General features: G+C 70.1%; 21 protein-coding genes and 1 CRISPR repeat array. Of the genes, 11 read left to right on the forward strand and 10 right to left on the reverse strand.

The window, feature by feature from the left end; genetic code table 11:
• From csy3 to HNR76_RS11225, 5 genes are all read left to right on the forward strand, one after another.
• Positions 1–1,038: a type I-F CRISPR-associated protein Csy3 gene (csy3, locus tag HNR76_RS11205; RefSeq protein ID WP_162310327.1), complete on the forward strand. Its 1,038-nt coding sequence runs from the start codon at positions 1–3 to the stop codon at positions 1,036–1,038.
• 5 nt (positions 1,039–1,043) lie between these two features.
• Positions 1,044–1,610 (forward strand): type I-F CRISPR-associated endoribonuclease Cas6/Csy4, encoded by a 567-nt coding sequence (gene cas6f / locus HNR76_RS11210; protein ID WP_162310326.1) that lies wholly within the window; start codon positions 1,044–1,046, stop codon positions 1,608–1,610.
• Between the two features lie 130 nt (positions 1,611–1,740).
• A CRISPR array of direct repeats spans positions 1,741–4,589; the repeat unit is 28 nt; unit sequence GTTCACTGCCGCATAGGCAGCTCAGAGA.
• Between the two features lie 149 nt (positions 4,590–4,738).
• The gene (locus HNR76_RS11215) at positions 4,739–5,197 is read left to right on the forward strand and encodes a DUF192 domain-containing protein (RefSeq protein ID WP_162310325.1); all 459 of its coding nucleotides are present in this window, start codon (positions 4,739–4,741) and stop codon (positions 5,195–5,197) included.
• 87 nt (positions 5,198–5,284) lie between these two features.
• Complete coding sequence (locus HNR76_RS11220; RefSeq protein WP_162310324.1) at positions 5,285–6,130, forward strand: SirB1 family protein; 846 nt, start codon at positions 5,285–5,287, stop codon at positions 6,128–6,130.
• A 218-nt stretch (positions 6,131–6,348) separates the two neighbouring features.
• Complete coding sequence (locus HNR76_RS11225; protein WP_162310323.1) at positions 6,349–7,164, forward strand: SDR family oxidoreductase; 816 nt, start codon at positions 6,349–6,351, stop codon at positions 7,162–7,164.
• 75 nt (positions 7,165–7,239) lie between these two features.
• Here HNR76_RS11225 and rrtA read toward each other — a convergent pair whose 3' ends face one another.
• Positions 7,240–7,866 (reverse strand): rhombosortase, encoded by a 627-nt coding sequence (gene rrtA / locus HNR76_RS11230; RefSeq protein ID WP_162310322.1) that lies wholly within the window; start codon positions 7,864–7,866, stop codon positions 7,240–7,242.
• On the reverse strand, positions 7,806–8,684 hold the full coding sequence (gene rhlP, locus HNR76_RS11235; RefSeq protein WP_162310321.1) for a rhombotarget lipoprotein: 879 nt from the start codon (positions 8,682–8,684) through the stop codon (positions 7,806–7,808). Before rhlP ends, rrtA begins: the two co-directional genes overlap by 61 nt.
• A 112-nt stretch (positions 8,685–8,796) precedes the next feature.
• Here rhlP and HNR76_RS11240 point away from each other — a divergent pair, with 112 nt between their 5' ends.
• Positions 8,797–9,234 carry a VOC family protein gene (locus HNR76_RS11240; RefSeq protein ID WP_162310320.1) on the forward strand — a complete coding sequence of 146 codons (438 nt, stop codon included), beginning with the start codon at positions 8,797–8,799 and terminating at the stop codon, positions 9,232–9,234.
• 237 nt (positions 9,235–9,471) lie between these two features.
• On the opposite strand, the gene HNR76_RS11245 is transcribed toward HNR76_RS11240, so the two are convergent.
• Positions 9,472–10,599 carry a trans-sulfuration enzyme family protein gene (locus tag HNR76_RS11245; protein ID WP_162310319.1) on the reverse strand — a complete coding sequence of 376 codons (1,128 nt, stop codon included), beginning with the start codon at positions 10,597–10,599 and terminating at the stop codon, positions 9,472–9,474.
• Positions 10,600–10,860: 261 nt separating this feature from the next.
• On the opposite strand from HNR76_RS11245, the gene HNR76_RS11250 reads away from it, so the two are divergent.
• On the forward strand, positions 10,861–12,105 hold the full coding sequence (locus HNR76_RS11250; protein ID WP_162310318.1) for an acetylornithine transaminase: 1,245 nt from the start codon (positions 10,861–10,863) through the stop codon (positions 12,103–12,105).
• Positions 12,106–12,164: 59 nt separating this feature from the next.
• On the opposite strand, the gene HNR76_RS11255 is transcribed toward HNR76_RS11250, so the two are convergent.
• The 3 genes from HNR76_RS11255 to thiE form a co-directional block, all read right to left on the reverse strand.
• Positions 12,165–12,788 (reverse strand): HAD-IA family hydrolase, encoded by a 624-nt coding sequence (locus tag HNR76_RS11255; protein ID WP_162310317.1) that lies wholly within the window; start codon positions 12,786–12,788, stop codon positions 12,165–12,167.
• Entirely contained in the window at positions 12,785–14,077 is a 1,293-nt protein-coding gene (gene hemL / locus HNR76_RS11260; RefSeq protein WP_162310316.1) for a glutamate-1-semialdehyde 2,1-aminomutase, read from the reverse strand. The genes HNR76_RS11255 and hemL overlap by 4 nt, the downstream gene beginning before the upstream one ends.
• Before the next feature lie 118 nt (positions 14,078–14,195).
• Positions 14,196–14,906, reverse strand: coding sequence for a thiamine phosphate synthase (gene thiE / locus HNR76_RS11265; protein WP_162310315.1), 711 nt, complete (start codon positions 14,904–14,906; stop codon positions 14,196–14,198).
• Between the two features lie 36 nt (positions 14,907–14,942).
• On the opposite strand from thiE, the gene HNR76_RS11270 reads away from it, so the two are divergent.
• Positions 14,943–15,170 (forward strand): rubredoxin, encoded by a 228-nt coding sequence (locus HNR76_RS11270; RefSeq protein WP_162310314.1) that lies wholly within the window; start codon positions 14,943–14,945, stop codon positions 15,168–15,170.
• 281 nt (positions 15,171–15,451) lie between these two features.
• A complete protein-coding gene (locus tag HNR76_RS11275; RefSeq protein WP_162310313.1) occupies positions 15,452–17,458 on the forward strand; it encodes a bifunctional DedA family/phosphatase PAP2 family protein in 2,007 nt (668 codons plus the stop codon).
• A gap of 73 nt (positions 17,459–17,531) precedes the next feature.
• Here the strand turns inward: HNR76_RS11275 and HNR76_RS11280 are convergent, their stop codons facing one another.
• The 3 genes from HNR76_RS11280 to HNR76_RS11290 all read right to left on the reverse strand — a co-directional run bounded on the left by HNR76_RS11280 (position 17,532) and on the right by HNR76_RS11290 (position 20,493).
• On the reverse strand, positions 17,532–18,128 hold the full coding sequence (locus HNR76_RS11280; protein WP_162310312.1) for an LON peptidase substrate-binding domain-containing protein: 597 nt from the start codon (positions 18,126–18,128) through the stop codon (positions 17,532–17,534).
• 105 nt (positions 18,129–18,233) lie between these two features.
• A complete protein-coding gene (mpl, locus tag HNR76_RS11285) occupies positions 18,234–19,631 on the reverse strand; it encodes a UDP-N-acetylmuramate:L-alanyl-gamma-D-glutamyl-meso-diaminopimelate ligase (protein WP_162310311.1) in 1,398 nt (465 codons plus the stop codon).
• 295 nt (positions 19,632–19,926) lie between these two features.
• Positions 19,927–20,493, reverse strand: coding sequence for an adenylate kinase (locus HNR76_RS11290; RefSeq protein WP_162310310.1), 567 nt, complete (start codon positions 20,491–20,493; stop codon positions 19,927–19,929).
• A 146-nt stretch (positions 20,494–20,639) separates the two neighbouring features.
• On the opposite strand from HNR76_RS11290, the gene HNR76_RS11295 reads away from it, so the two are divergent.
• Positions 20,640–21,896, forward strand: coding sequence for a 6-phosphofructokinase (locus tag HNR76_RS11295; RefSeq protein WP_162310309.1), 1,257 nt, complete (start codon positions 20,640–20,642; stop codon positions 21,894–21,896).
• A 136-nt stretch (positions 21,897–22,032) separates the two neighbouring features.
• Here HNR76_RS11295 and HNR76_RS11300 read toward each other — a convergent pair whose 3' ends face one another.
• Entirely contained in the window at positions 22,033–22,527 is a 495-nt protein-coding gene (locus tag HNR76_RS11300) for a hypothetical protein (RefSeq protein ID WP_162310418.1), read from the reverse strand.
• Between the two features lie 361 nt (positions 22,528–22,888).
• On the opposite strand from HNR76_RS11300, the gene HNR76_RS11305 reads away from it, so the two are divergent.
• Positions 22,889–24,916 carry a sodium-translocating pyrophosphatase gene (locus tag HNR76_RS11305; protein ID WP_162310308.1) on the forward strand — a complete coding sequence of 676 codons (2,028 nt, stop codon included), beginning with the start codon at positions 22,889–22,891 and terminating at the stop codon, positions 24,914–24,916.
• Positions 24,917–25,052 lie beyond the last annotated feature (136 nt).

Genomic DNA, 25,052 nt, shown 5'->3' on the forward strand with positions numbered 1-25,052 from the left:
ATGTCCAAAGACCTCAAGACCGCCTCCGTTCTCGCCTTCGAGCGCAAGCTCGACCCTTCCGACGCCTTGTTCTTCTCTGGCACCTGGGCCTCGCGTAGCGAATCCGGGAATTGGTTTCCGGTAAAGATCCGCGAAAAGTCGGTACGCGGCACGATTTCCAACAGGCTCAAGACCAAGGACCAGGACCCGGCCAAGCTCGACGCCGCCATCGAGAACCCCAACCTGCAGACCGTCGACGTGGCCGCGCTGCCATTGGATGCCGACACATTGAAAGTCCAGTTCACCCTGCGTGTGCTGGGGGGTACTGGCGAGCCTTCAGCCTGCAACAATGCCGATTACCGCAACAAGCTCATCGCCACTGTGCGTGGCTACGTACAGCAGCATGGCTTCGGCGAACTTTCACGCCGCTATGCCGCCAATCTCGCCAACGGCCGCTTCCTGTGGCGCAACCGCGTCGGTGCCGAGCAGGTCGAAGTTCACGTTGCACACATGCAGGATGGAAAGCCTACCTCGCAGTGGGCGTTCCAGGCGCACGATCACTCGCTGCGCTCGCTGTCCGCACCCGCCAGTGAGGAAGCCGACCTGACCGCCCTTGCTGCCCTGATCGGGTCCGGCTTCGCAGGCACCTCGCATGTACTGCTGCAAGTGACCGCCTTCGTTCGCATCGGCGCCGGACAGGAGGTATTCCCCTCCCAGGAGTTGATCCTCGACCGTGGCCGGGGCGACAAGAGCAAGACCCTGTATGCCGTGGGTGAAGGCGACAAGGCCGTAGCCGCGATCCACTCTCAGAAGATCGGCAATGCCCTGCGCACCGTCGACACCTGGTATTCCGGTAGCGAAGAAAATGGCCCCATCGCCGTAGAACCCTATGGCTCGGTCACCACCCAGGGCAAAGCCTACCGCCAGCCCAAGGAAAAGCTGGACTTCTACAACGTGCTCGATGGCTGGATCATCAAGGACAAGGTACCGGAGCTTGAGCAACAGCACTTCGTCATCGCCACCCTGATCCGTGGCGGCGTATTCGGCGACGCAGGCTGATACCGATGGGACACTACCTGGATATCCAATTGCGTCCCGACCCTGAGCTGACGCCGCAGCACCTGCTCAACGGCCTGTATGCCCGCCTCCACCGCACGCTGGTACTACTGGACAACGAGAACATCGGCATCAGTTTCCCAAAATACGAGGAGAGAATGGCCACCCTAGGCACCCAGGTACGCCTGCACGGGCCAGAGACTTCGCTGCGCGCGCTCACGGCCACGACCTGGCTCAACGGGATGCTTGACTACCTTAGGATCTCGGAGATTGAGCCAGCTCCCACTGGTACCCGCCATCGCCATGTAAGCCGCGTGCAGGCCAAAAGCAATCCTGCCCGTCTACGCCGTCGCGCCATGCGCCGGCATGGATTGGACGAGAAAACCGCAACCGACCTCATCCCTGACTCAGCTATAGAGCGTTTGCGACTGCCATTTGTGATGCTGGGAAGCCGTAGCACGGGACAACCATCATTTCCGCTTTTCATCCAACATGGCCCGCTACTCTCCACGGCCATCCCAGGAAAATTCAACAGCTACGGCCTGAGCCGGGAGGCAACCGTTCCCTGGTTCTAACCCTTTTCTTTTTCAATCTTTCGTCCTCATATAAATCAAAAACTTATCGGCCGCCCCTGGAAAAGGGGAGCGGCCGTCCTTTTTCTTAGCATCGATAGAATTTTATGGGTAGTTGCGGGATATTTTTCTAGTTCACTGCCGCATAGGCAGCTCAGAGAAGTCATCGAGCGGCAGGTTGCACATGCGGAAGGTTCACTGCCGCATAGGCAGCTCAGAGATTTCCAGGTAGCGGTCAGCAGTCCGCGGAACGGTTCACTGCCGCATAGGCAGCTCAGAGATGGGGGAACAGGTACTTCGCCGGCGGCGTGCCGTTCACTGCCGCATAGGCAGCTCAGAGATGCCAGCTCGCCTTCGCCGCGTCGCTGAGGGGGTTCACTGCCGCATAGGCAGCTCAGAGATCACGTACTTGCTTCGGATCACGCGCGGGCGGGTTCACTGCCGCATAGGCAGCTCAGAGATGACCACCGTCGGCATCGTCGTGAAGTTCGCCGTTCACTGCCGCATAGGCAGCTCAGAGATCGCTGGGGCTCAGCCGGTTGGCCTTGATGAAGTTCACTGCCGCATAGGCAGCTCAGAGAACCCCTCCTCGCCAGGGATGGCGACGCCTGCTGTTCACTGCCGCATAGGCAGCTCAGAGAGTCCACAACTCCGGCCTGTACGTGAACGCTGCGTTCACTGCCGCATAGGCAGCTCAGAGATGGTCGAGCTGGAACGAGATGACGGTGAACTCGGTTCACTGCCGCATAGGCAGCTCAGAGAATGTCGAATACGTTGGGGGCGGCGACCCCATCGTTCACTGCCGCATAGGCAGCTCAGAGACATGACGATCGCCTGGGCCTCGGCGAGCCGGCGTTCACTGCCGCATAGGCAGCTCAGAGAGAGCTGCGCGACACCGCCGAGCGGGCCAAGAAGTTCACTGCCGCATAGGCAGCTCAGAGATGCAGGCCGAAGCCGTCACAGACACCGTCGGCGTTCACTGCCGCATAGGCAGCTCAGAGACTGATCCGGACGTGGGGTCCGAACTGGATGACGTTCACTGCCGCATAGGCAGCTCAGAGACATTCCTGGAACCAGTCGCGGATCACGCTGCCGTTCACTGCCGCATAGGCAGCTCAGAGAGGAACCGCTGGCCAGCGGAACCATGTGCGTCAGTTCACTGCCGCATAGGCAGCTCAGAGAATCGGCGGGATTCCCGCCCGCACCGGCGATGTGTTCACTGCCGCATAGGCAGCTCAGAGAAACTCGCGCAGCCAGTTGGTCAGATCATCAAGGTTCACTGCCGCATAGGCAGCTCAGAGAAACGATGCACAGATCACGCGCGGCGACGATGGGTTCACTGCCGCATAGGCAGCTCAGAGAGTTCCTCGCTGCGGTAGGTCAGCGTCAACATCGTTCACTGCCGCATAGGCAGCTCAGAGAAGATGGTCCTCTTAACTGGATGCCTTCGTCTTGTTCACTGCCGCATAGGCAGCTCAGAGAGCGTATACGTGCCCATCCCGGCCGCGCTCACCGTTCACTGCCGCATAGGCAGCTCAGAGAATGATCTTCGTCGTTATGCCTCCCGTTTGGCAGTTCACTGCCGCATAGGCAGCTCAGAGACGAACCCATGCGCAGAAGCGCACTACGATCACGTTCACTGCCGCATAGGCAGCTCAGAGATCGTAACCGGCCAGCCCGGCCACGGCAAAACCGTTCACTGCCGCATAGGCAGCTCAGAGATACACACTCCGGAGAATGCCGATCCTCACCCGGTTCACTGCCGCATAGGCAGCTCAGAGAATGGGGAAGTGGTAAGCCATGCTGGTATTCAAGTTCACTGCCGCATAGGCAGCTCAGAGATGCAGGTGACAAAGTGAGCGCCCTTGTCTGGAGTTCACTGCCGCATAGGCAGCTCAGAGATCGATCAGTCTGGCCTGGGCGGCGGTGGCTCTGTTCACTGCCGCATAGGCAGCTCAGAGAAAATCCGGATTGATCCAAGCGGCCCACAGGATGTTCACTGCCGCATAGGCAGCTCAGAGAACTCCGCGCCATGGCCAAGGAAGGCAAGCTCAGTTCACTGCCGCATAGGCAGCTCAGAGATGGAGCATGCCCAACTTGTCGCCCGTGAAATCGTTCACTGCCGCATAGGCAGCTCAGAGATGGCAGCGTTCGAGATGCGGGATGCCGGCTACGTTCACTGCCGCATAGGCAGCTCAGAGAAGTTCGTAATGATCGCTTCCTTACGCGCCTCCGTTCACTGCCGCATAGGCAGCTCAGAGATGTTCGACGTTGAGCTTGAAGGGCAGCGGGTAGTTCACTGCCGCATAGGCAGCTCAGAGAACCACTTCCCTACCCTGATACGCCGGAGCCGAGTTCACTGCCGCATAGGCAGCTCAGAGAAGCTAGCGAAGATCGCAGGCCTCGACCCGAAAGTTCACTGCCGCATAGGCAGCTCAGAGATGCAGGCGCAGCAGGAGGCCGCCGCGCGGCTGGTTCACTGCCGCATAGGCAGCTCAGAGACCCGCCGTCACCGTCGCTCCCGCTCCGTTGCCGTTCACTGCCGCATAGGCAGCTCAGAGAAGTCATAGCGCCGCACGCGAGCGCCCGTGGTCGTTCACTGCCGCATAGGCAGCTCAGAGATGATCCGTCAAGTCTCCGAACTCCCCGCCGCTGTTCACTGCCGCATAGGCAGCTCAGAGATATTCGAGGTGCGCTATGCCCCTGACTCCTTCGTTCACTGCCGCATAGGCAGCTCAGAGATGTCAAACAAGCCTCCCTTGTCCACATGCAGGGTTCACTGCCGCATAGGCAGCTCAGAGAACCGCGAACATCGAGGTGGATTACAGCCACGGGTTCACTGCCGCATAGGCAGCTCAGAGAATCGAGCCAATGCAGGCCATCTCGCCAAGCTCGTTCACTGCCGCATAGGCAGCTCAGAGAATGTCAGCAGCGTGGTGGTCAAGAAGGGTGGCGTTCACTACCGCATAGGCAGCTCAGAGAGCAGATCGCCAGGGATGTCCGTCGCCTCAGGGGTTAACTGCCGCATAGGCAGCCAGAGATGCGGGCAGCCCACCACCGCCATCTTGACCGCGTCGTTGCGTTTGCCTGAAGGTATGAACCTGCCTCCAGCAAATCGCCTACTCCCCGCCATGCCTCGCCTGCCTCGCCTCGCTCTGCCCCTGCTGCTGCTCCTTAGCGCCTGCGCCTCGGCGCGCACGCCGTGGGTGGAACTGGGCGGCGAACGCTACAAGGTCGAGATCGCCGCCGACGATGCGCAGCGCGCGCGTGGGCTGATGTTCCGCGACAAGCTGGAAGCCGGGCACGGCATGCTCTTCGTCCACGACCGCCTGGAACCGCAGGCGTATTGGATGAAGAACACCAAGATCCCGCTCGATATCCTCTACTTCGACGACGAGCGCCGGCTGGTGGCGCAGCAGCGCGACGTGCCCCCGTGCTCGGCCGGCGACCGCTGCCCGCCCTATCCCAGCCGGCGCCCGGCCCGCTACGTGCTGGAACTCAACGCCGGCGAAGCGGCCAGGCTTGGGTTGGAAGAAGGCGCGCCACTGCGCTTCGGTCCCGGCATCCCCACCGTCCCGGGCGGTGGTTGAAGCCACCCCTCAATCCGCGGCCGCGGCGGCCGATACAGGGATCAGGCGGGGCTTGAACCTGGCGATGAGCGGCCCCAGTGTTGCGACATGGGGGATCGACGCATGCACCTGACCGACTGGAACGCACTGACCTGGCTCGACGATGCGTCGCTGCCGCTGCTGGACGCGGCCCTGCTGATCGCGCGCGACGAATATCCCGACCTGGACCCGACGCCCTACCAGGCCTTGGTGCAGGCCCACGCCGACCACCTGCGCGAGGAGGTGGCCGCGATCGAGCCCTGCGCGCTGAAGATGGCCGCCATCAACCGCCACCTGTTCGTGGAACTGGGCTACAGCGGCAACCACGACGAGTACTACGACCCGCGCAACAGCTACCTCAACCAAGTGCTGGAGCGGCGCCTGGGCAACCCGATCTCGCTGGCGATGGTGCAGATGGAGGTGGCGCGGCGCCTGGGCATCCCGCTGGACGGGGTGTCCTTCCCGGGCCACTTCCTGGTGCGGCTGCCGGTGGACGGCGGCCTGCTGGTGATGGACCCGTTCAACGGCGGCCGGCCGCTGGCGGTGGAGGAACTGCGCGAGCGGGCGCGACCGCACCTGGGCGAGATCCCGGACGACAACGTACTGCTGAAGATCCTCAGCCCGGCACCGAACCGTGCGATCCTGGTGCGCGTGCTGCGCAACCTGCATGGCCTCTACGCCGAGGCCGGGCAATGGGACCGGGCCGCACGCAGCATCGACCGCGTGCTGAAGCTGACCCCGGAGCAGCCCGATGCCGTGCGCGATCGCGGGCTGGCCTACCTGGAGCTGGGCTACCTGCCGGGCGCCCGCCAGGACCTGGGCCAGTACCTGCAACTGGCGCCCGAAGCCGGCGACGCGGAGCAGGTGCGCGAGAAGCTGATCGAGGCCAGCGCCACGCGTACCGTATTGCACTGAGGCTCGGGGAGCGCGCGGCCGGCCCATATCGGGACTTCGACGTCCCGTGCCTCCGGGTGCCGTCGCCGGCTGAAGTCGGCTCCTGCAAGTGCGGGAGTCGCCCACCGCGGGGCCGCATTCATCCCCGCCCTCCACATGCACCGCACACGCGGCCGCGCGACAATAGGGAAGCCATCCACGCTCGCTTCGACACGGCGACCGCTTCCCCGAGGCGCTACATGACCCCCCTGGCCGGCAAGACCTTGTTCATCACCGGCGCCTCGCGCGGCATCGGCCTGGCCATCGCCCTGCGCGCGGCGCGCGATGGCGCCAACGTGGCCATCGCGGCCAAGTCGGCGGTGCCCAACCCCAAGCTGCCGGGCACCATCCACAGCGCCGCCGAGGCGGTGGCCGCCGCCGGCGGCCGCGGCCTGGCGCTGAAATGCGACATCCGCGAGGAAGACCAGGTGCGTGCCGCGGTGGCGGCCACGGTGGACGCCTTCGGCGGCATCGACATCCTGGTCAACAACGCCAGCGCGATCTGGCTGCGCGGCACCCTGGACACGCCGATCAAGCGCTTCGACCTGATGCAGCAGGTCAACGCGCGCGGCAGCTTCCTCTGCGCGCAGGCCTGCCTGCCGCACCTGCTGGCGGCGCCCGACCCGCACATCCTCACCCTGGCGCCGCCGCCCTCGCTGGACCCGAAGTGGTGGGGGCCGCACACCGGCTACACCCTGGCCAAGATGGGCATGAGCTTCGTCACCCTCGGCCTGGCCGCCGAGTTCGGCCCGCAGGGCGTGGCGGTCAACGCGCTGTGGCCGCGCACGATCATCGCCACCGACGCGCTGAACATGATTCCCGGCGTGGACCTCGCCAACGGCCGCCGCCCGGAGATCGTGGCCGACGCCGCCCATGCGGTGCTGGTGCGCCCGGCCGCCGGCTTCAGCGGCAACTTCCTGATCGACGAAGAGGTGCTGGCGCAGGCCGGCGTCACCGACCTGTCCGGCTACGCGATGGACCCCACCCTGCCGCTCATGCCGGACCTGTTCCTGTAGAGGTCAGCGCCCCTGGGCGGCATCGCCCGGATGCGCGGCACGATCGGCATGCGGGCATGAGGCTTGCCGCCGTCGCTACGCGGCGGACCCGCCGCGATCGTCGCCGCCAGATGTGTTCGCCGGACGGGTGCCGCCACGTGCCATGCGACTGGCCAGCGCCCACGATGCGCCGGCCAGCACACCCACCTGGTGGGCGGAGGTCGCCACCGGCAGGCCCGCCACCATCCCTGGCGCCATGGCCTCCCACGCGAGTTTTACCCCCAGCAACGTCATGCAGGCCGCCGCCAGGGCGCCGCCACGCCGGACCAGCAGCCAAGCCACCCAGCCATGCAACAGGCCGGACAGGCCCGCATACCACTGCAGCCCCGGCGATGCCGCCAGCGTCCCCAAGGCGATGGCCGGCATCAACAGTGGCGAGGTCCACAGCAATGGCCCGAGCGCGCGCATCCGCGCCGCCAGCGGCAGCAGGATCGCCAGCGCGCCCAGGTTGACCAGGGCGTGGCGCGCATCCAGGTGCAGCAGGTGCCCGCTCCACAACCGCCAGACCTGGCCGGACAGGACCGCTTCGCGGTCCAGCACCAGCGCCTCGAACGCCACCGTCCAGCGCAGCCCGGCCCATGCGGCCAGCGCCGCGGCGAGGGTCAGCCCCGCGGCCGCAGCAGGAGCAATCCGGCCGCCGCCAACAGCAAGCCCAGTTCCCATGGCTGCACGCTCCCGCCGCCGCCCGAGCGGCCGCTCCAGTTCCGGCCCGAACGGCGGTCCACCAGCTTCACCTGGCCTTCCTCGCGCACGCGCCGGCCGAAGTCGGCGATGGCCGTGTCCAGGTTGCCGACCATCTGCCCGACCGCGGCCTGGAAACCATCGCGCGCGAGCCGGTCGCGCACGTCGCCCGCACGGATCGCGGTGGAACCGGCGTCGCGCTGGTCCTGCCCGGGCGCACGCAGCAGCAGCGTGCGCGATTTCACGTCGAACACGGTGGTCTCGACGAAGGTGCTGACCTGGTTGCGCGTGGCCGGGACGGTGTAGGCGCCGATGATCGTCCAGTAGAGGAACGAGGCCGCCGTCTCGCCGCTGTTGGCGACCTGGTCGTAGGACACCAGCGCGACGATATCCAGGCCGTGCAGCCGCGCCACCTGCTCCAGGTTCTCGAATCCGCCGCGCGGGCGCAGGTAGGTCTCCGGCACGATCTCAATGCGCTCGATGAACGGCTGCGCCTTGAAGGCGTCGCGCACCTGCTCCAGCAGTGCCTGCCGATCGGCGGCGGTCAGGCCGGCCGGCGTGCGTGCGGACGGCACGAACATCAGCCCCACCCTCGCCGGCAGCTTCACCTCCGGCGTGCCTTCTTGCGCCGGCTCGAACGCGGTGCCCGGTGGATACAGGTAGTCCACCACGCTACTGGACACGCCCGAACGCGTGCCGTGCCCGGAATAGAACGAGGCGCAGCCGGCCAGTACCAGTGCCGCCAGCGCCAGCAGCCCGGCCCGCAGGGGCACGCGCGCCAGGTCTTCGATTCGCTTCACTTCCCTGTTCCCCGTGGCGCGCCGCACAGGCGGCGCATTGGCGCGAACTATAGCCTGCACCGCACGACGCCGGCACGCCTAGAATGCACCCTCCGCCCCGGGAGCCGACACCATGAAGTACCTGCACGCGATGATCCGCGTCCACGACCTGGACAAGACCAGCCGCTTCTTCACCCATGGCCTGGGCCTGGTGCAGACCCGGCGCATGGACAACGAGGCGGGCCGCTTCACCCTCGTCTACTTCGGCGCGCCGGAGAACCCGGAAGCTGAGATCGAGCTCACCTGGAACTGGCCGCCGGCCGACGGCTCGGCGCCGGAAGACTACGGCAGCGCGCGCAACTTCGGCCATCTGGCCTTCGAGGTGGACGACATCTACGCCCTCTGCGCGCACCTGCAGGCGCTGGGCGTGACCATCAACCGCCCGCCGCGCGACGGGCGCATGGCCTTCGTCCGCACCCCGGACCTGATCTCGATCGAACTGCTGCAGAAAGGCGGCGCGCTGGCACCGGCAGAGCCGTGGGCATCGATGCCCAATACCGGCCATTGGTGATCGCGGGCCGCGCCCTCCGCGGCATCGCCCCCGGGCAACCCGCCGCGGCTTCCCCGCCGCCCTGGCACGGCCGCCCTTGCCAGGAGCCGACTTCGGCCGGCGACGACATCCGCGGCCACGGAACGGCCGGCGTGCCGGCATGGCGACACCGGCGGAGGCCGGTTCCTACAGGGAACAGGCAGCCGGCGCCTGGTGCGAGCGAGCGCGCCGACGCCGCACCGGCACGAGGCCGCCCACTCACCCCGCTTCCAGCGCCTGGGCCAGGTCGGCGACCAGGTCGCCGGCATGCTCCAGGCCCACGGACAGGCGCAGCAACCCCTCGGGCGTGGTCGACAGCGGGCCTTCGATCGAGGCGCGGTGCTCGACCAGCGATTCGGTCGAGCCCAGCGAGGTGGCGTTGGTGAACAGGCGCATGCGCGCGGCCACCGCCAGCGCCGCCTCGCGCCCGCCGGCCGCCTCGAACGAGAGCATGCCGCCGAACTGCCGCATCTGCCGCGCCGCCACCGCATGCTGCGGGTGGCCGGGCAGGCCCGGGTAGTGGACCTTCTCCACGCGCGCATGGCCGGCGAGGAACTCCGCCACCGCCTGCGCGTTGCGGCAGTGCCAGTCCATCCGCGCCGGCAGCGAGCGCACGCCGCGCAGGATCATCCACGCCGCGAACGGCGAGGCGGTGGCACCGGCCAGCAGGCGCAGGCCATGGCAGGCGGCGGCATGCTCGCCGTCGTCGCGGAAGGACAGCACCCCGCCCATCACGTCGCCGTGGCCGCCCAGATACTTGGTGGCCGAATGCATCACCACGTCCGCACCCAGCGCCAGCGGCTGCTGCAGCGTCGGCGGGGCAAAGGTGCCGTCCACCAGCAGGCGCGCGCCGGCGCCGTGGGCGATGCCGGCCAGGGCGGCGATGTCGCTGACCTTGAGCAGCGGGTTGGACGGCGTCTCGGCCCAGAGCAGGCGCGTTTCGGGCCGCAGCGCGGCGCGCACCGCGTCCAGGTCGGTGAAGTCGACGATGGTGCAGGCCAGACCCCAGCGCGGGAACCAGTCGCGGGCGATCACCCGGAACGAGAAGTAGCTGTCGTCGCACAGCAGCACGTGGCTGCCGGCCGGCAGCGCCTGCAGCGCGGTGGCCCCGGCGGCCATGCCGGTGGGGAACAGCAGCGCGCGCGCCGCGCCGTCCAGCGCCGCCAGCACCCGCTCGGTCTCGCGCTGGGTGGGGTTGTCGTAGCGCTGGTACAGGAAGCCGTGCGGCAACTGCACGTCGGGCGTGTGCTCGAAGGTGGTGGCCAGTTGCAGCGGCGGCGCAAGCGCGCCGCTGGACGGGTCGGGCGTGCTGCCGGCGCGGGCAGCGAGGGTTTCGATGCGGGTCATGGGCGATACGGGCGCGAAGGACGGGGAGCCATGCATGCGGGCGGCCGCGGCACGGCGGCCTCCGATCTTACGCCGCATGGCGCCGATGTCCGCGCGGACGGCCCGGCCGCACCCGGCGATCGCGCGGGCCGGCGCGGGCGGCGAACCCATGCCGCGCGGCCAGCCCCGGGAAATCCGGCGACGATGGCGGGGGCGTGGATACCGGCCGATAATGCGGGCGCCGGCAGGTGCCGGCGACATCACCGGACATCTGCCCTCCTCATGAACGCCACGACGCTGCCCGCCGGCGACACCGCCGCGCTGCTGGACCTGGGACGCAACTACTACCTGCCCGTCTACCGCCCGCGCGAACTGGTGCTGGAGCGAGGCCAGGGGTCGCGCCTGTGGGACAGCGCCGGCCGCGAGTACGTCGACCTGGCCGCCGGCATCGCAGTCTGCGGCCTGGGCCACAACGACCCGGACCTGCACGCCGCACTGGTCGAGCAGGCCGGCAAGCTGTGGCACACCAGCAACGTCTTCTACAGCGAACCGCCGCTGCGCCTGGCCGAGGAACTGGTGGCCGCCAGCCGCTTCGCGCGGCGCGTGTTCCTGTGCAACTCCGGCACCGAGGCCAACGAGGTGGCGATCAAGCTGGTGCGCAAGTGGGCCGCCGCACAGGGCCGCCCGCCGCAGCAGCGGGTGATCGTCACCTTCCGCGGCAGCTTCCACGGCCGCACCCTGGCTGCGGTCACCGCCACCGCCCAGCCCAAGTACCAGGAAGGCTACGAGCCGCTGCCCGGCGGCTTCCGCTACGTGGACTTCAACGACATCGTCCAGTTGGAGACGGCGATGGCCGCCGGCGACGTGGCCGCGGTGATGATCGAGCCGGTGCAGGGCGAAGGCGGCGTGATGCCGGCCGCCTCCGGCTTTCTGCGCCAGGTGCGCCTGTTGTGCGACCGCCACGGCGCGCTGCTGGTGCTGGACGAGATTCAGGCCGGCATGGGCCGCACCGGCACCCTGTTCGCGCATTGGCAGGACGAGGTGGTGCCGGACATCGTCACCCTGGCCAAGGCGCTGGGCGGCGGCTTCCCGGTCGGCGCGATGCTGGCCGGGCCAAAGGTGGCCGAGGCGATGCAGTTCGGCGCCCACGGCACCACCTTCGGCGGCAACCCGCTGGCCGCGGCGGTGGCGCGGGTGGCGCTGCGCAAGCTGGCCTCGCCGCAGGTCGCCGCCAACGTGACCCGGCAGTCGCAGGCATTGCGCGACGGCCTGGCCGCGATCGGCGCGGAGTTCGACCTGTTCGAGCAGGTGCGCGGCCGCGGCCTGATGCTGGGCGCGGTGCTCAAGCCGGCCTTCGCCGGGCGCGCCGGCGAAATCCTCGACCACGCCGCCGCCCACGGCCTGCTGGCCCTGCAGGCCGGCCCGGACGTGCTGCGCCTGGTGCCGGCGCTGAACATCACCGACGCCGACGTGGCCGAGGGCCTGAAGCGGCTGCGCGCGGCGGCGGCCGCCTTCCTCGGCCGCTGAAGCGGCGGCCGGCGGCGGCCTGTTCGCGCATCCTGGCGCGGCCATGCCGGCGCCGAGGCCTACGGTGGATGCACCAGCCCGTAGCGCTTGAGCACGCGGCCCAGGGCACGGGCGTCGGCAACACTGTCGGCCTGCAGGCCAGCCTTGCGCGCGCCCTGCACGTTGACGAACAGGTCGTCGACGAACAGCGTGCTCGCCGCATCCCAGCCCAACCGGTCCAGCGCGCGGCGGAACACCCGCGGGTCGGGCTTGCGCAGGCCCAACCGGCCGCTGCACAGCACCCGCCCTTCCAGGCGCGGATACAGGCTGCCCACGGCCTGCGGGATCGCCCGGGCCATCAGCACGCCGTTGTTGGTCAGCACGCCCAGCGCCAGCGCCGGGTCCAGTGCGGCGACGCGGGCCAGCGCGCGCGGGTCGGGGTCGGTGCCGGCAAGGCGTGCGGCCAGCCAGGCGGTTTCGTCGACCGGGGCGCCGATGCCCTCGCCCAGCGCGCGCAGGTAGTCGCCGGTGTCGACCTGGCCGGCGTCGTAGCGCGCCTCCAGCCCCGACTCGAACAGCACCTCGCGCACGCGGGCGAACCCGGCGCCCGCATGCGCGGCCAGGTGGGCGATGCGCCGCTCGCGCCGGTAGCGAGCCAGCACGCCGTCGAAATCGAACAGCACCTGGCCGATGCGCGGCCTCACCCGGCGGCGGCGGCCTTGAAGGCTTCGCGGGCGGCCTCCAGGGTCGCGGCGATCACCGCATCGTCGTGGGCGCTGGACAGGAAGCCGGCCTCGTACGCCGACGGCGCCAGGAACACGCCGCGCTCGAGCATGGCATGGAAGAAGCGGTTGAACGCGCCGATGTCGCAGGCGGTGGCCTGGGCGTAGGTCTCCACCTTCTGCGCGGTGAAGAACAGGCCGAACATCGCGCCCACGCGGTTGGTGGTCGCCGCCACGCCGGCTTCGCGCGCGGCCGCCTCCAGACCTTCGCACAGCGATGCGGTGGCCGCGGCCAGGCGCGCGTGGAAGCCCGGCGCCTGGACCAGCTCCAGCATCGCCAGGCCGGCGGCCATCGCCACCGGGTTGCCGCTCAGGGTGCCGGCCTGGTAGATGGGCCCGGCCGGGGCGATCTGCCGCATCAGCTCGCGGCGGCCGCCATAGGCGCCCACCGGCATGCCGCCGCCGATGATCTTGCCAAAGGTGGTCAGGTCCGGGACGATGCCGTAGTGCGCCTGCGCCCCGCCCAGCGCGACGCGGAAGCCGGTCATCACTTCGTCGAAGATCAGCAGCGCGCCATGCTTCGTGCACAGCGCGCGCAGGTGCTGCAGGTAGCCCTCGCGCGGCGGGATGCAGTTGGCGTTGCCGACCACCGGCTCGATGATGACCGCGGCGATCTCGTGGCCGATCTCGTCGAACAGCCCGGTCGCGCCCTCGAAGTCGTTGTAGCTCAGCGTGGTGGTCAGCTCGCTCAGGCCCGCGGGCACGCCCGGGGAGGTCGGCACGCCCAGGGTCAGCATGCCGCTGCCGGCCTTGACCAGGAACGAGTCGCCATGGCCGTGGTAGCAGCCCTCGAACTTGACGATGCGCTGGCGGCCGGTGGCGCCGCGCGCCAGCCGGATCGCCGACAGCGTGGCCTCGGTGCCGGAGTTGACCATGCGCACCATGTCGCACGAGGGCACCAGCTTGATGATCGTCTCGGCCATGGTCACCTCGGCCGGGCACGGCGCGCCGAAGGACAGGCCGTCGCCGATCGCGCGCGCCACCGCCTCGCGCACCGCCGGGTGGTTGTGGCCGGCGATCATCGGCCCCCAGGAGCCGACGTAGTCGATGTAGCGGTTGCCGTCCACGTCGTACAGGTACGGCCCGTCGGCGCGCTGGACGAAGAACGGCTCGCCGCCGACCGACTTGAACGCGCGCACCGGCGAATTGACCCCGCCCGGCAGCAACTGCTGCGCGCGGGTGAACAGGGCGTGGGAGCGGTCGTGGTTCATGAGGGCGTTCCAATGCTGCGGGGGATGACATTGTAGGAGCCGGCTTCGGCCGGCGACCGCCAATGCGGGCGAGCCGAGTCTCCCTGCTGCGGATGCGGTCGCCGGCCGAAGCCGGCTGCTACGGGAAGCAGCGGTTGTAGGCGCGCACCGCCGCCACCGGATCGGGCGCGTCGAACACGCCGCCGATCACGGCGATGAGGTCGGCGCCGGCCGCCACCAGCGGCGCGGCGTTGCCCGGGGTGATGCCGCCGATGGCCACCCGCGGCACGCCCAGCGCCGCCGCCTCGCCCAGCAGCGACGCCGTGGCCCGGCGGGGGGTGAGCTTGGTGGCGGTGGGGAAGAATGCACCGAAGGCGACGTAGCCGGCGCCGGCGGCGACCGCGCGGCGGGCCAGTTCCAGGCTGTCGTGGCAGGACGCGCCGAGGATCGCGCCCGGCCCCAGGCGCGCGCGCGCGGCGGCGATGTCGCCGTCGTCCTCGCCCAGGTGCGCACCGGCGGCGCCCACCGCTTCCGCCAGCGCCGCGTCGTCGTTGACCAGCAGCGGCACGCCGGCACGCGCACACAGCGCCTGCAGGGCGGTGGCCTGTTCGCGGCGCAGCGCGGCGGCGGCGGTCTTGTTGCGGTACTGCAGCCAGGCCACGCCCTCGCCCAGCAACGGCGCGACCCGGGCCAGCAGGCGCGCGGTATCGGCCTCGTCGGGGGTGATGAGGTACAGGCCGCGGGGCGCGGGGCGGCGGGCGACCGCCTCCGCGCAAGCCGGGGCCTGCGAGGCGGCGCCTCGCCGGTCCGGGCCGGGCGGCGCGAGCGGCGTTTCCGTGATCGGCGTCATGGCGGGGATTTCCGGTGCGGAGGCGGCGGTGGGACAATGCGGCCCCGTGCTGCCGCCCGATGCCCGCATTATCCGATGAGCGAACCCGACGCCACCACCTACCGCACCTGGATGTGCGTGGTCTGCGGCTTCATCTACCACGAGGCCGACGGCCTGCCGGAGGAAGGCATCGCCCCCGGCACGCGCTGGGAGGACATCCCGGACACCTGGACCTGCCCGGACTGCGGCGTGACCAAGGACGACTTCGAGATGGTCGAGCTGTAGGCACGGTGGGCGCCGCGCGGCATCGGGCCGCCGGCGATCCGGTGCCGGGCCTGGCCTGGGCGCGGCTCTCGCCAGGAGGCCGCGTACCCCCGTGAGGGCCGGTTCGAAGGCGGCGCGGGCCGCGCCCCGGCCGGGGCCGATGCCGCGGGCCGCCGGCCATCCCCACCCGGGCGAGGCCCCCGCACGGCCGGCCCCCCGCCGCCTGCGACCGGCCGAACCGGTCCTGTCCCGGCCGCCTGCGCTTAAGCCGGGCGCAGGGTGGCGCCTTCTATAATCCGCCGATGAATTCCTCCTGGATGGAAACCACGCTGGCGTGGATCGGGGAGAACCCCGTCCTGGCAGGCGCGGCGATCTTCGCCATCGCGTTCTGCGATGCGCTGATCGTCGTCGGCACGATCGTGCCGGCCCTGCCGCTGCTGTTCGCCGTGGGCATGCTGATCGGCCTGGGCGAGATCTCCGGCCCGTACGCGGTGGCCTGCGCCACCCTGGGCGCCTTCGCCGGCGATGCGGTCAGCTTCTGGGTCGGCCGGCGCTGGGGCACGCAACTGCGCGGCGTCTGGCCATTCCGCCGCTTCCCGCAACTGCTGGACCGCGGCGAGCTGCTGTTCCGGCGCAACGCCTTCAAGAGCATCCTCATCGCCCGCTACGTCGGCGCGATCCGCCCGTTCGTGCCGGCCATCGCCGGCATGGCGGGCATGCCGCTGCGCCGCTACGCGATGGCCAGCGGCGCGGCCTGCCTGTCCTGGGGCGTGCTGTTCCTGCTGCCGGGCTGGGTCCTGGGGCAGGCCTACGAGGCGGTGGCGGCGGTGGCCGGCCACCTGGCCACGGTGCTGGGCCTGATGCTGGCGGTGCTGGCGCTGGCGTGGGCGGCGGTGCTCTACACCTACCGCTGGTTCGCCAACCATGCCGACACCCTGCTGGCACGGGCGCTGGACTGGTCGCGCCGGCACCCGGCGCTGGGCCGGCATTCGATCGCCGTGTTCGATCCGCGGCGCCGCGAATCGGTGTCGCTGGCGCTGCTGGCGGTGCTGCTGCTGGGCATCGGCTGGGCCTGGTTCGTACTGCTGCTGGTGGTGCTGGGGCATGGCGAGCCGCTGGGCGCGGACCTGGCCGTGCACCAGTTGATGCTGGCCCTGCGCAACCCGCTGGCCGACTACCCCATGGCGGCACTGGCCTCGCTGGGCGACTGGCCGGTGCTGGCGCCGGCCTGCGTGCTGGTGCTGGTGTACTTCGTCTGGCGCCAGCGCTGGATGGCCGCCGCGCACTGGCTGGCGGCGCTGGCCTTCGGCCTGGTCCTGACCTGGCTGCTGGGCGCCACCGTGGACGTGGTGCGCCCGCCCGGCGCCAGCAGCGGCTTCGGCTTCCCGTCCATCGCGGTGACCATGTGCACCATCGCGCTGGGGTTCTTCGCGGTGCTGATCGCGCGGGAGATGCCCGGCCGGGACCGGGTATGGCCGTACATGGTGTCCGGGCTGGCGGTGGCGGTGATCGGCTTCGCCCGCCTGTACCTGGGCGCGCACTGGCTCAGCGACGTCATCGGCGGGATGCTGCTGGGCATCGTCTGGCTGCTGGTGCTGGGCATCGCGTATCGCCGCCGGGTGAACCGCTCGTTCTGGGTCAAGCCGGTGTCCTGGCTGTTCTACGGCGCGCTGGTCGCGGCAGGGATGTGGTACGCGCCGCGCAACGTGGAGGCCAAGCTGGCCAAGTTCGAACCGCCGCCGCCGGCGCCGGTGGCGCTGGACCTGCAGGCATGGTGGGAACGCGACTGGATGGCGCTGCCGGCGCGGCGCAACGAGTTCGACGACCAGTTGCGCTGGCCGCTGGACGTGCAGGTCGCCGGGCCGCTGGCGCCGCTGCGCGCCCGCCTGGAGGCGGACGGCTGGCAGGTGCAGCCGCAGGCCAAATGGGAGCAGGCGCTGAACCTGTTCGACACGGACGCCGAGCCGGGCCAGGTCCCGCTGCTGCCGGCCACGCTGGACGCGCGCACCGAGGCGCTGCTGATGGTCCGCGACGACGCCCTCTCCGGCCACCGCCATGCGTTGCGGCTGTGGCCCAGCCCGGTGCGGCTGCAGCCGGGCGATGCGCCGTTGTGGATCGGCACCGCGCAGACCCTGCACTTCTCCCAGCACCTGGGCCTGGTGGCGACCTGGCGGCCGCAGCGCGGCGCGGACCCGGCGCTGGAACAGGTGCTGGCCTCGGTGCGCGACCTGCCGCATGCGGTGGCGCCGCATCCGGACTCGACCCTGCCGGTGCTGCGGGTACGCACCGGGCCGCCACCCGCGCCGTAGCGGCGCTCCTGGCGTGGCGGCTCCTTCCCGCGCCATCCCCCGCACCTTCGTAGAAGCCGACTAGATCGCGCGCCTACTCGTCCATCCAGCGCAGCAGGCAATCCAGGCGCCGGTGCGGGTCGTCCTCCTGCAGCAGCGCCAGGCGCTGGGCATCGCTCAGCGGCAGCAGCTCGGCCAGGCGCCAGCCCACCCATTCGGCCTCCTCGAGGCGGCGCAGGTTGGCGCTGGCGTACTCGCCGCCCACCTTCTCCAGCAGTTCGCCCAGCAGCGTGCCCATCACCGCGTGCTCCGGGCGCAGCCGCGGCGCAGGGGCGGCGGCGGCATCGCACCAGTGCACGCTGCCCACCAGCAGGCCGTTGTCGCGGACCTGGACGCCGGCGACGCGGAAGCGGCGCCCGCCACGCACGCGCAGGGCGAGCAACCCGCCGCGGTCGCTGCCGAAATCCTCGATCAGCGCCTCCACGCCGAACGCCGCCGGGGTGGCCGGCGCCCCGGTCTCCTCGCCTTGCAGGATCAGGCAGATGCCGAAGCCGCCGCCGCCGCGGCCGCATTCGGACACCAGGTCCAGGTAGCGCGGCTCGAACACCCGCAGCCCCAGCGGCGCACCGGGCAGCAACACCGTGTGCAGCGGGAACAGGGGCAGCGGAACGGCGGCGGCGGTCACGGGCATCCGGGCGGGAACGGGACTGTCGGTTCGATGCGGTGGGTACAGGGCATCGGCAGGTTAACTCCGCCGGCGCACGGATGCGTCAAACGCACGCCCGGAAGGCCGGCATCAGCGCGCGAGCATCGCCACGAAGCGCCGCGGCGCGCCGTCGAAGCCGCCATTGGACATGAACACCACGTGGTCCCCGGGCCGCACCGTTTCGCGCAAGGCGGCCAGCAGCGCATCGGTGTCGGCGGCGGTCGTCGCCTGGCCGCGCACCGCCGCGACCACGCGGCCGGCGTCCCAGGCCAGTTCCGGGCGATGCAGGAACACCACCGCGTCGGCCAGGTCCAGCGACGGCGCCAGCGCGTCGGCGTGCGCGCCCAGGCGCATCGAATTGCTGCGCGGCTCCATCGCCACCACGATCCGCGCATCGCCCACCTTCGCACGCAGGCCCTCCAGGGTGGTGCGGATGGCGGTGGGGTGGTGGGCGAAGTCGTCGTACACGGTGATCCCGTCGCGGCTGCCCAGCACTTCCAGCCGGCGCTTGACGCTGCGGAAGCTGGCCAGCGCCGCGATCACCTGCGTCGGCGGCACGCCCACCGCGTGCGCGGCCGCCAGCGCGGCCAGCGCGTTCATCACGTTGTGGCGGCCGAGCAGGGGCCAGCGCAAAGTGCCCACCTCGGCGCCCCGGTGCAGGACCACGAAGGCACTGCCGTCGGCCTCGACCAGGCGCGCGCTCCAGTCGAAGCCGGCGCCGCCATCGGCGCGCGCGACCGCCACCGCACCCTCGTCCATGCCGAAGGTTTCCACCGGCGTCCAGCGGCCCATCGCCAGCACCTGCGCCAGGTGTGCGTCCTCGCCATTGACCAGCAGCCGCCCGGCGTGCGGCACGGTGCGCACCAGGTGGTGGAACTGGCGCTGGATCGCGGCCAGGTCCGGGAAGATGTCGGCGTGGTCGTACTCGAGGTTGTTGAGGATCGCCACCTTCGGCCGGTAGTGGACGAACTTGCTGCGCTTGTCGAAGAAGGCGGTGTCGTACTCGTCGGCCTCGACCACGAATTCCGCACCGCCGCCGCGCCGCGCCGAGACGCCGAAATCCTCGGCCACGCCGCCGATGAGGAAGCCCGGGTCGCGCCCGGCCGCCTGCAGCAGGTAGGCGAGGAGGGTGGCGGTGGTGGTCTTGCCGTGGGTGCCGGCCACCGCCAGGGTGGTGCGCCCGGGCAGCACGCGTTCGGCCAGCCACTGCGCCCCGGAGGTGTAGCGGCGGCCATCGTCCAGCACCTGCTCCACGGCGGGGTTGCCGCGCGAGAGCGCGTTGCCGATCACGACCTCGTCCGCTTCTGCGCAGATGTGCTCGGGCCGGTAGCCCTGCTTCAGGGCGATGCCCAGGGTTTCCAGTTGGGTGGACATGGGCGGGTAGACCGCCTGGTCGCTGCCTTCGACGGTGTAGCCCAGCTCGCGCGCCAGCGCGGCCACGCCGCCCATGAAGGTGCCGGCGATGCCGAGGATATGGATGGTGCTCATGGGCACGATTGTCGCCGAAGCGGATCGGATTGGGGGGCCAAAGCGCCGGCTTCGGAGAGCCGCCACTCCACGGTTCGGCCGGGAAAGCGGAAGCGCGGGCTTCGGAGGGAGCCGTCGTTCCATGGGCGTCGAGTACGCCTCTTCTCATCGCCTTCCGAAAACCGCGGGCTTCCTCCGGCGCCGCTGCAACCCAAAGCTCCCGTCCTGGCGTTGCCGTCGCCTTGCCCGTCGCCCAAGAAAAAGCGCGCGCCGCCACCGGGGACGACGCGCGCCTGGGTTCGATCGGGCTGCGGCCTCAGCCCTTCTTCAGCGCCGCCAGTACGCGGGCGGTGATCTCGTCCATGCTGCCGACCCCGTCGATGCGGGCCAGCGTGCCGCGGTTCTCGTAGAAGCCGATCACCGGCGCGGTGGAGTCGTTGTAGACCTGCAGGCGCTTGCGCACCGCCTCGGGATTGTCGTCGGCGCGGCCTTCGGCCTGGGCACGGCCGGCGATGCGCTCGACCAGCAGGTCGGTGGCCACGTCCAGTTGCACCACCCCGTCCAGCGGCTGCCCGATCTTGGCCAGCAGGCCGTCCAGCGCGCCGGCCTGGGCCAGGTTGCGCGGGTAGCCGTCGAGGATGAAGCCCTTGCCCGCGTCGTCGCGGCCCAGGCGCGATTCCAGCATGCCCAGCAGGATGTCGTCGGAGACCAGGTCGCCGCGCGCCATGACCTCCTTGGCCTGCACACCCAGCGGCGTGCCCGCGGCCACCTCGGCGCGCAACAGGTCGCCGGTGGAAATGTGCGGCACGCCCAGCGTGTCCTTCAGGCGCGCGGCCTGCGTCCCTTTGCCCGAGCCGGGCGGGCCCAGTAGTACCAGTCGCATCGATTGCTCCCTGGAAGAAATGCCCCACGGCGGCATGGGCGCTAGACTTCTCATCCTAGCGCCGCGTTGCGCCGCACCATGGCCCGCAGCTTACCGCATCGGGCCACGCCGCCCAAAAGTGTTTCCCCTTCCCCCAGGAGCCCCTCATGGCCAACGGCACCCTGCTCTATGCCCAGTCCGGCGGCGTCACCGCCGTCATCAACGCCACTGCCAGCGGTGTCATCGCCCATGCGCGCTCGCGCAAGGTCAATGTGCTGGCCGCGCGCAACGGCATCCTGGGCGCGCTGCGCGAGGAACTGGTCGACACCACGAAGGAATCGGCGGCGTCCATCGCCGCGCTGGCGCACACGCCGGGCGGGGCGTTCGGCTCCTGCCGCTACAAGCTCAAGTCGCTGGAGGCCGACCGGGCCAAGTACGAGCGCCTGCTGGAGGTGTTCAAGGCCCACGACGTGCGGTACTTCCTCTACAACGGCGGCAACGACTCGGCCGACACCGCGTGGAAGGTGTCGCAACTGGCCGCGGAATTCGACTACCCGCTGACCTGCATCGGCGTTCCCAAGACCATCGACAACGACCTGGCGGTGACCGACACCTGCCCGGGCTTCGGCTCGGCGGCCAAGTACACCGCCGTATCGGTGCGCGAGGCCGCGCTGGACGTGGCCGCCATGGCCGAGACCTCGACCCGGGTGTTCGTCTACGAAGCCATGGGCCGCCATGCAGGCTGGCTGGCCGCCGCCGCCGGCCTGGCCGGCGCCACGCCGGAGGAGGCGCCGCAGGTGATCCTGTTCCCCGAGCGCGCCTACGACGAGGCCGCGTTCCTGGCCCGGGTGCGGAAGGTGGTGGAGAAGGTGGGCTGGTGCGTGGTGGTGGCCAGCGAGGGCATCCGCGACGCGCAGGGCCGGTTCGTGGCCGACGCCGGCGGCGGCAAGGACGCCTTCGGCCATACCCAGCTCGGCGGCGTGGCCTCGCACCTGGCCGGCAGGGTCAAGGACGAACTGGGCTACAAGGTGCATTGGACCGTACCCGACTACCTGCAGCGTTCGGCCCGCCACCTGGCCAGCCGCACCGACTGGGAGCAGGCGCTGGCGGTGGGCAAGGCCGCGGTGGAGTACGCGCTCAAGGGCATGAACGCGGTGATGCCGGCGATCGTGCGCACCTCCCCCGCGCCGTATCGCTGGAAGATCGAGCCGGTGCCGCTGCACAAGGTGGCCAACCACGAGAAGACGATGCCGGCCGGCTTCATCCGCAAGGACGGCTTCGGCATCACCGCCAAGGCGCGCGAATACCTGCAGCCGCTGATCCGCGGCGAGGCGCCGCTGCCCTGGGGCCGCGACGGCCTGCCCAGGTACGTGACGTTGAAGAACGTGGCGGTGAAGAAGAAGCTGCCGGCCTGGAAGGGCTGAGCCCCTGCCCCTATAGGAGCCGGGTACAGCCGGCGGCCGCCTATGCGCGGCAGGCCGGCCATGGCCGACTCCGGAGGCTGCCGCCGATCGGAGCCGGCTCCTACAAGGCGGCGCAGGGCAAGGCGGTGGCGGGCCCCTACGGGGGACAGGCCGGGCCTTCGGTCGCCAGTTGCGCGCTGAACCGCGGCAACGCCGCGATGTCGCCCGCGGCCGCCTGTTGCCGTGCCTGTTCCAGGTAGATCCGCGCCTGCCCCTGGCCGTCGCGCGCCGGCGCCGGGCCCGCCGCCGGCTGGCGCCAGACCCGCACCACCGCTTGGCGGGACGGGCAGGCCGCGTCGGGCACGCGGATCACGTCGTTGAGGACCCATCCGGCCGCGGCCGAGGGCCGTGCCTGCGCCGCGTCGAGGTAGCGGGCGCGCGGCTGGCAGGACACCGCGGCGGGTACCGCCCGCAGGCGGTAGGGCTGCGCCGCCTGGCCGGTGAATTCGCCTTCCAGGCGGGTGCAGGCTTCGGGAATCTGGCGCAGCGTATGCACCGCGCCCACCGCCTGCGGCGTGCCGACCGGGCGCTCGCGCTCGGGACGGTCGGGCGGGGCGGGTTGCGCGCGCAGCGGCACGGCGATGGCCACCATCGTCGCCAGCACCACCAGCAGCACGGCCTGGCGGAAGGCCCGATCCTGGCCGCCGTCGCCGGGCCTGGCCGGCGCGGCGGTCCGGGCGCGGCGCGGCGGCGGATCGGGATTCCGGCGGCGGTTCGCGGTCATCGGCGAGCATTCAATCCAGGGGGTAAAGGCACAGCCTGTCACCGGCAGGATGAACGGCGTGTGGCCTTCAGGCCCGTCCAGCGTTCATACTCGGCCCGCTCCAGGGATGTTGAACACGATGTAACGCGCCACCGCTTGCGGGTCCGTTCCAGTGCTTCAAGGCTCGCCCGGCGTGGTTCCTCCTGTTCGCCCGTCCGCTGGGTGGCACTCATCAACCTTGGGAGGGGTCATGCTGGAACACTATGGTTTGGCGCTGGCACTGCTCTGCGCTGTCCTCGCAATTCTCTACGGCATCGTGTCCGCGCGCTGGGTCCTGGCCCAGCCGGCGGGCAACGAGCGCATGCAGCAGATCGCCGCTGCCATCCAGGAAGGCGCGCGCGCCTACCTCAACCGGCAATACCTCACCATCGGCATCGCCGGCGTGGTGCTGTTCGTGCTGGTCGGGTTCTTCCTGAACTGGTACACGGCCATCGGCTTCGCGATCGGCGCGGTGCTGTCCGGCGCGGCCGGCTACATCGGCATGAACGTGTCGGTGCGGGCCAACGTGCGCACCGCCGAGGCGGCGCGGCGCGGCCTGGGCCCGGCCATGGACGTGGCCTTCCGCGGCGGCGCGATCACCGGCATGCTGGTGGTCGGCCTGGGCCTGCTGGGCGTGGCCGGCTACTTCTGGCTGCTGCAGCGGCTGGGGCTGTCGCTGGCCGACAACCTGCACGCGCTGGTCGGCCTGGCCTTCGGCTCCTCGCTGATCTCGATCTTCGCCCGCCTGGGCGGCGGCATCTTCACCAAGGGCGCGGACGTGGGCGCGGACCTGGTCGGCAAGGTCGAGGCCGGCATCCCCGAGGACGACCCGCGCAACCCGGCGGTGATCGCCGACAACGTGGGCGACAACGTGGGCGACTGCGCCGGCATGGCCGCCGACCTGTTCGAAACCTACGCGGTCACGGTGATCGCCACCATGCTGCTGGGCGGGCTGATGCTCGACCAGGTGGGCGGCAACGCGGTGCTGTACCCGCTGGTCCTGGGCGGGGTGTCGATCATCGCCTCGATCATCGGCGCGTTCTTCGTCAAGGTGAAGCAAGGCGGCTCGATCATGGGCGCGCTGTACAAGGGCGTGATCGTCTCCGGCGTGCTGGCCGCCATCGCGTTCTGGCCCATCACCACCGCGCTGATGGCCGATTCGCCCTACGGCGCGGCGCACCTGTACGGCTGCGCCCTGATCGGCCTGGTCCTGACCGGGCTGATCGTGTGGATCACCGAGTACTACACCGGCACCCAGTACGCGCCGGTGCGGCACGTGGCCCAGGCTTCGACCACCGGCCACGGCACCAACATCATCGCCGGCCTGGGCGTGTCGATGAAGTCGACCGCGTGGCCGGTGCTGGCGGTGTGCGCCGCGATCTGGGGCGCGCACGCGCTCGGCGGCCTGTACGGCATCGCCATCGCGGCCACCGCGATGCTGTCGATGGCCGGCATGGTGGTGGCGCTGGACGCCTACGGCCCGATCACCGACAACGCCGGCGGCATCGCCGAGATGGCCGAGCTGCCGCCGGAGGTGCGCAATGTCACCGACCCGCTGGACGCGGTGGGCAACACCACCAAGGCGGTGACCAAGGGCTACGCGATCGGTTCGGCGGCACTGGCGGCGCTGGTGCTGTTCGCCGATTACACCCACAACCTGCAGGCGGCCAACCCGGGCGAGGTCTTCACCTTCGACCTGTCCGACCACACGGTGATCATCGGCCTGCTGATCGGCGGCCTGATCCCCTACCTGTTCGGCGCCATGGCCATGGAGGCGGTGGGCCGCGCGGCCAGCGCGGTGGTGGAGGAAGTGCGCCGCCAGTTCCGCGAGATCCCGGGGATCATGGAAGGCACCGGCAAGCCGCAGTACGACAAGGCGGTGGACATGCTCACCCGCTCGGCGATCAAGGAGATGATCGTGCCGTCGCTGCTGCCGGTGGTGGCGCCCATTGTCGTGGGCCTGCTGCTGGGGCCCAAGGCGCTGGGTGGGCTGCTGATCGGCACCATCGTCACCGGCCTGTTCGTGGCCATCTCGATGACCACCGGCGGCGGTGCCTGGGACAACGCCAAGAAGTACATCGAGGACGGCAACTTCGGCGGCAAGGGCAGCGAGGCGCACAAGGCCGCGGTCACCGGCGACACCGTCGGCGACCCGTACAAGGACACCGCCGGCCCGGCGATCAACCCGCTGATCAAGATCATCAACATCGTGGCGCTGCTGCTGGTTCCGCTGCTGTAACGGCGCCGACGACCGCAGCACCCGAAGCCCCGGCATGTCCGGGGCTTCGTTTTTGGCGGCGGGGGGAGGCAGGCATCCCGGCTTCGGGGCGGGATCGCCGCACGTTTGTGCGCCGCAGCACGCATCGGCGTAAAAT

It is taken from the genome of Pseudoxanthomonas broegbernensis, assembly GCF_014202435.1.
Taxonomy (GTDB): domain Bacteria; phylum Pseudomonadota; class Gammaproteobacteria; order Xanthomonadales; family Xanthomonadaceae; genus Pseudoxanthomonas; species Pseudoxanthomonas broegbernensis.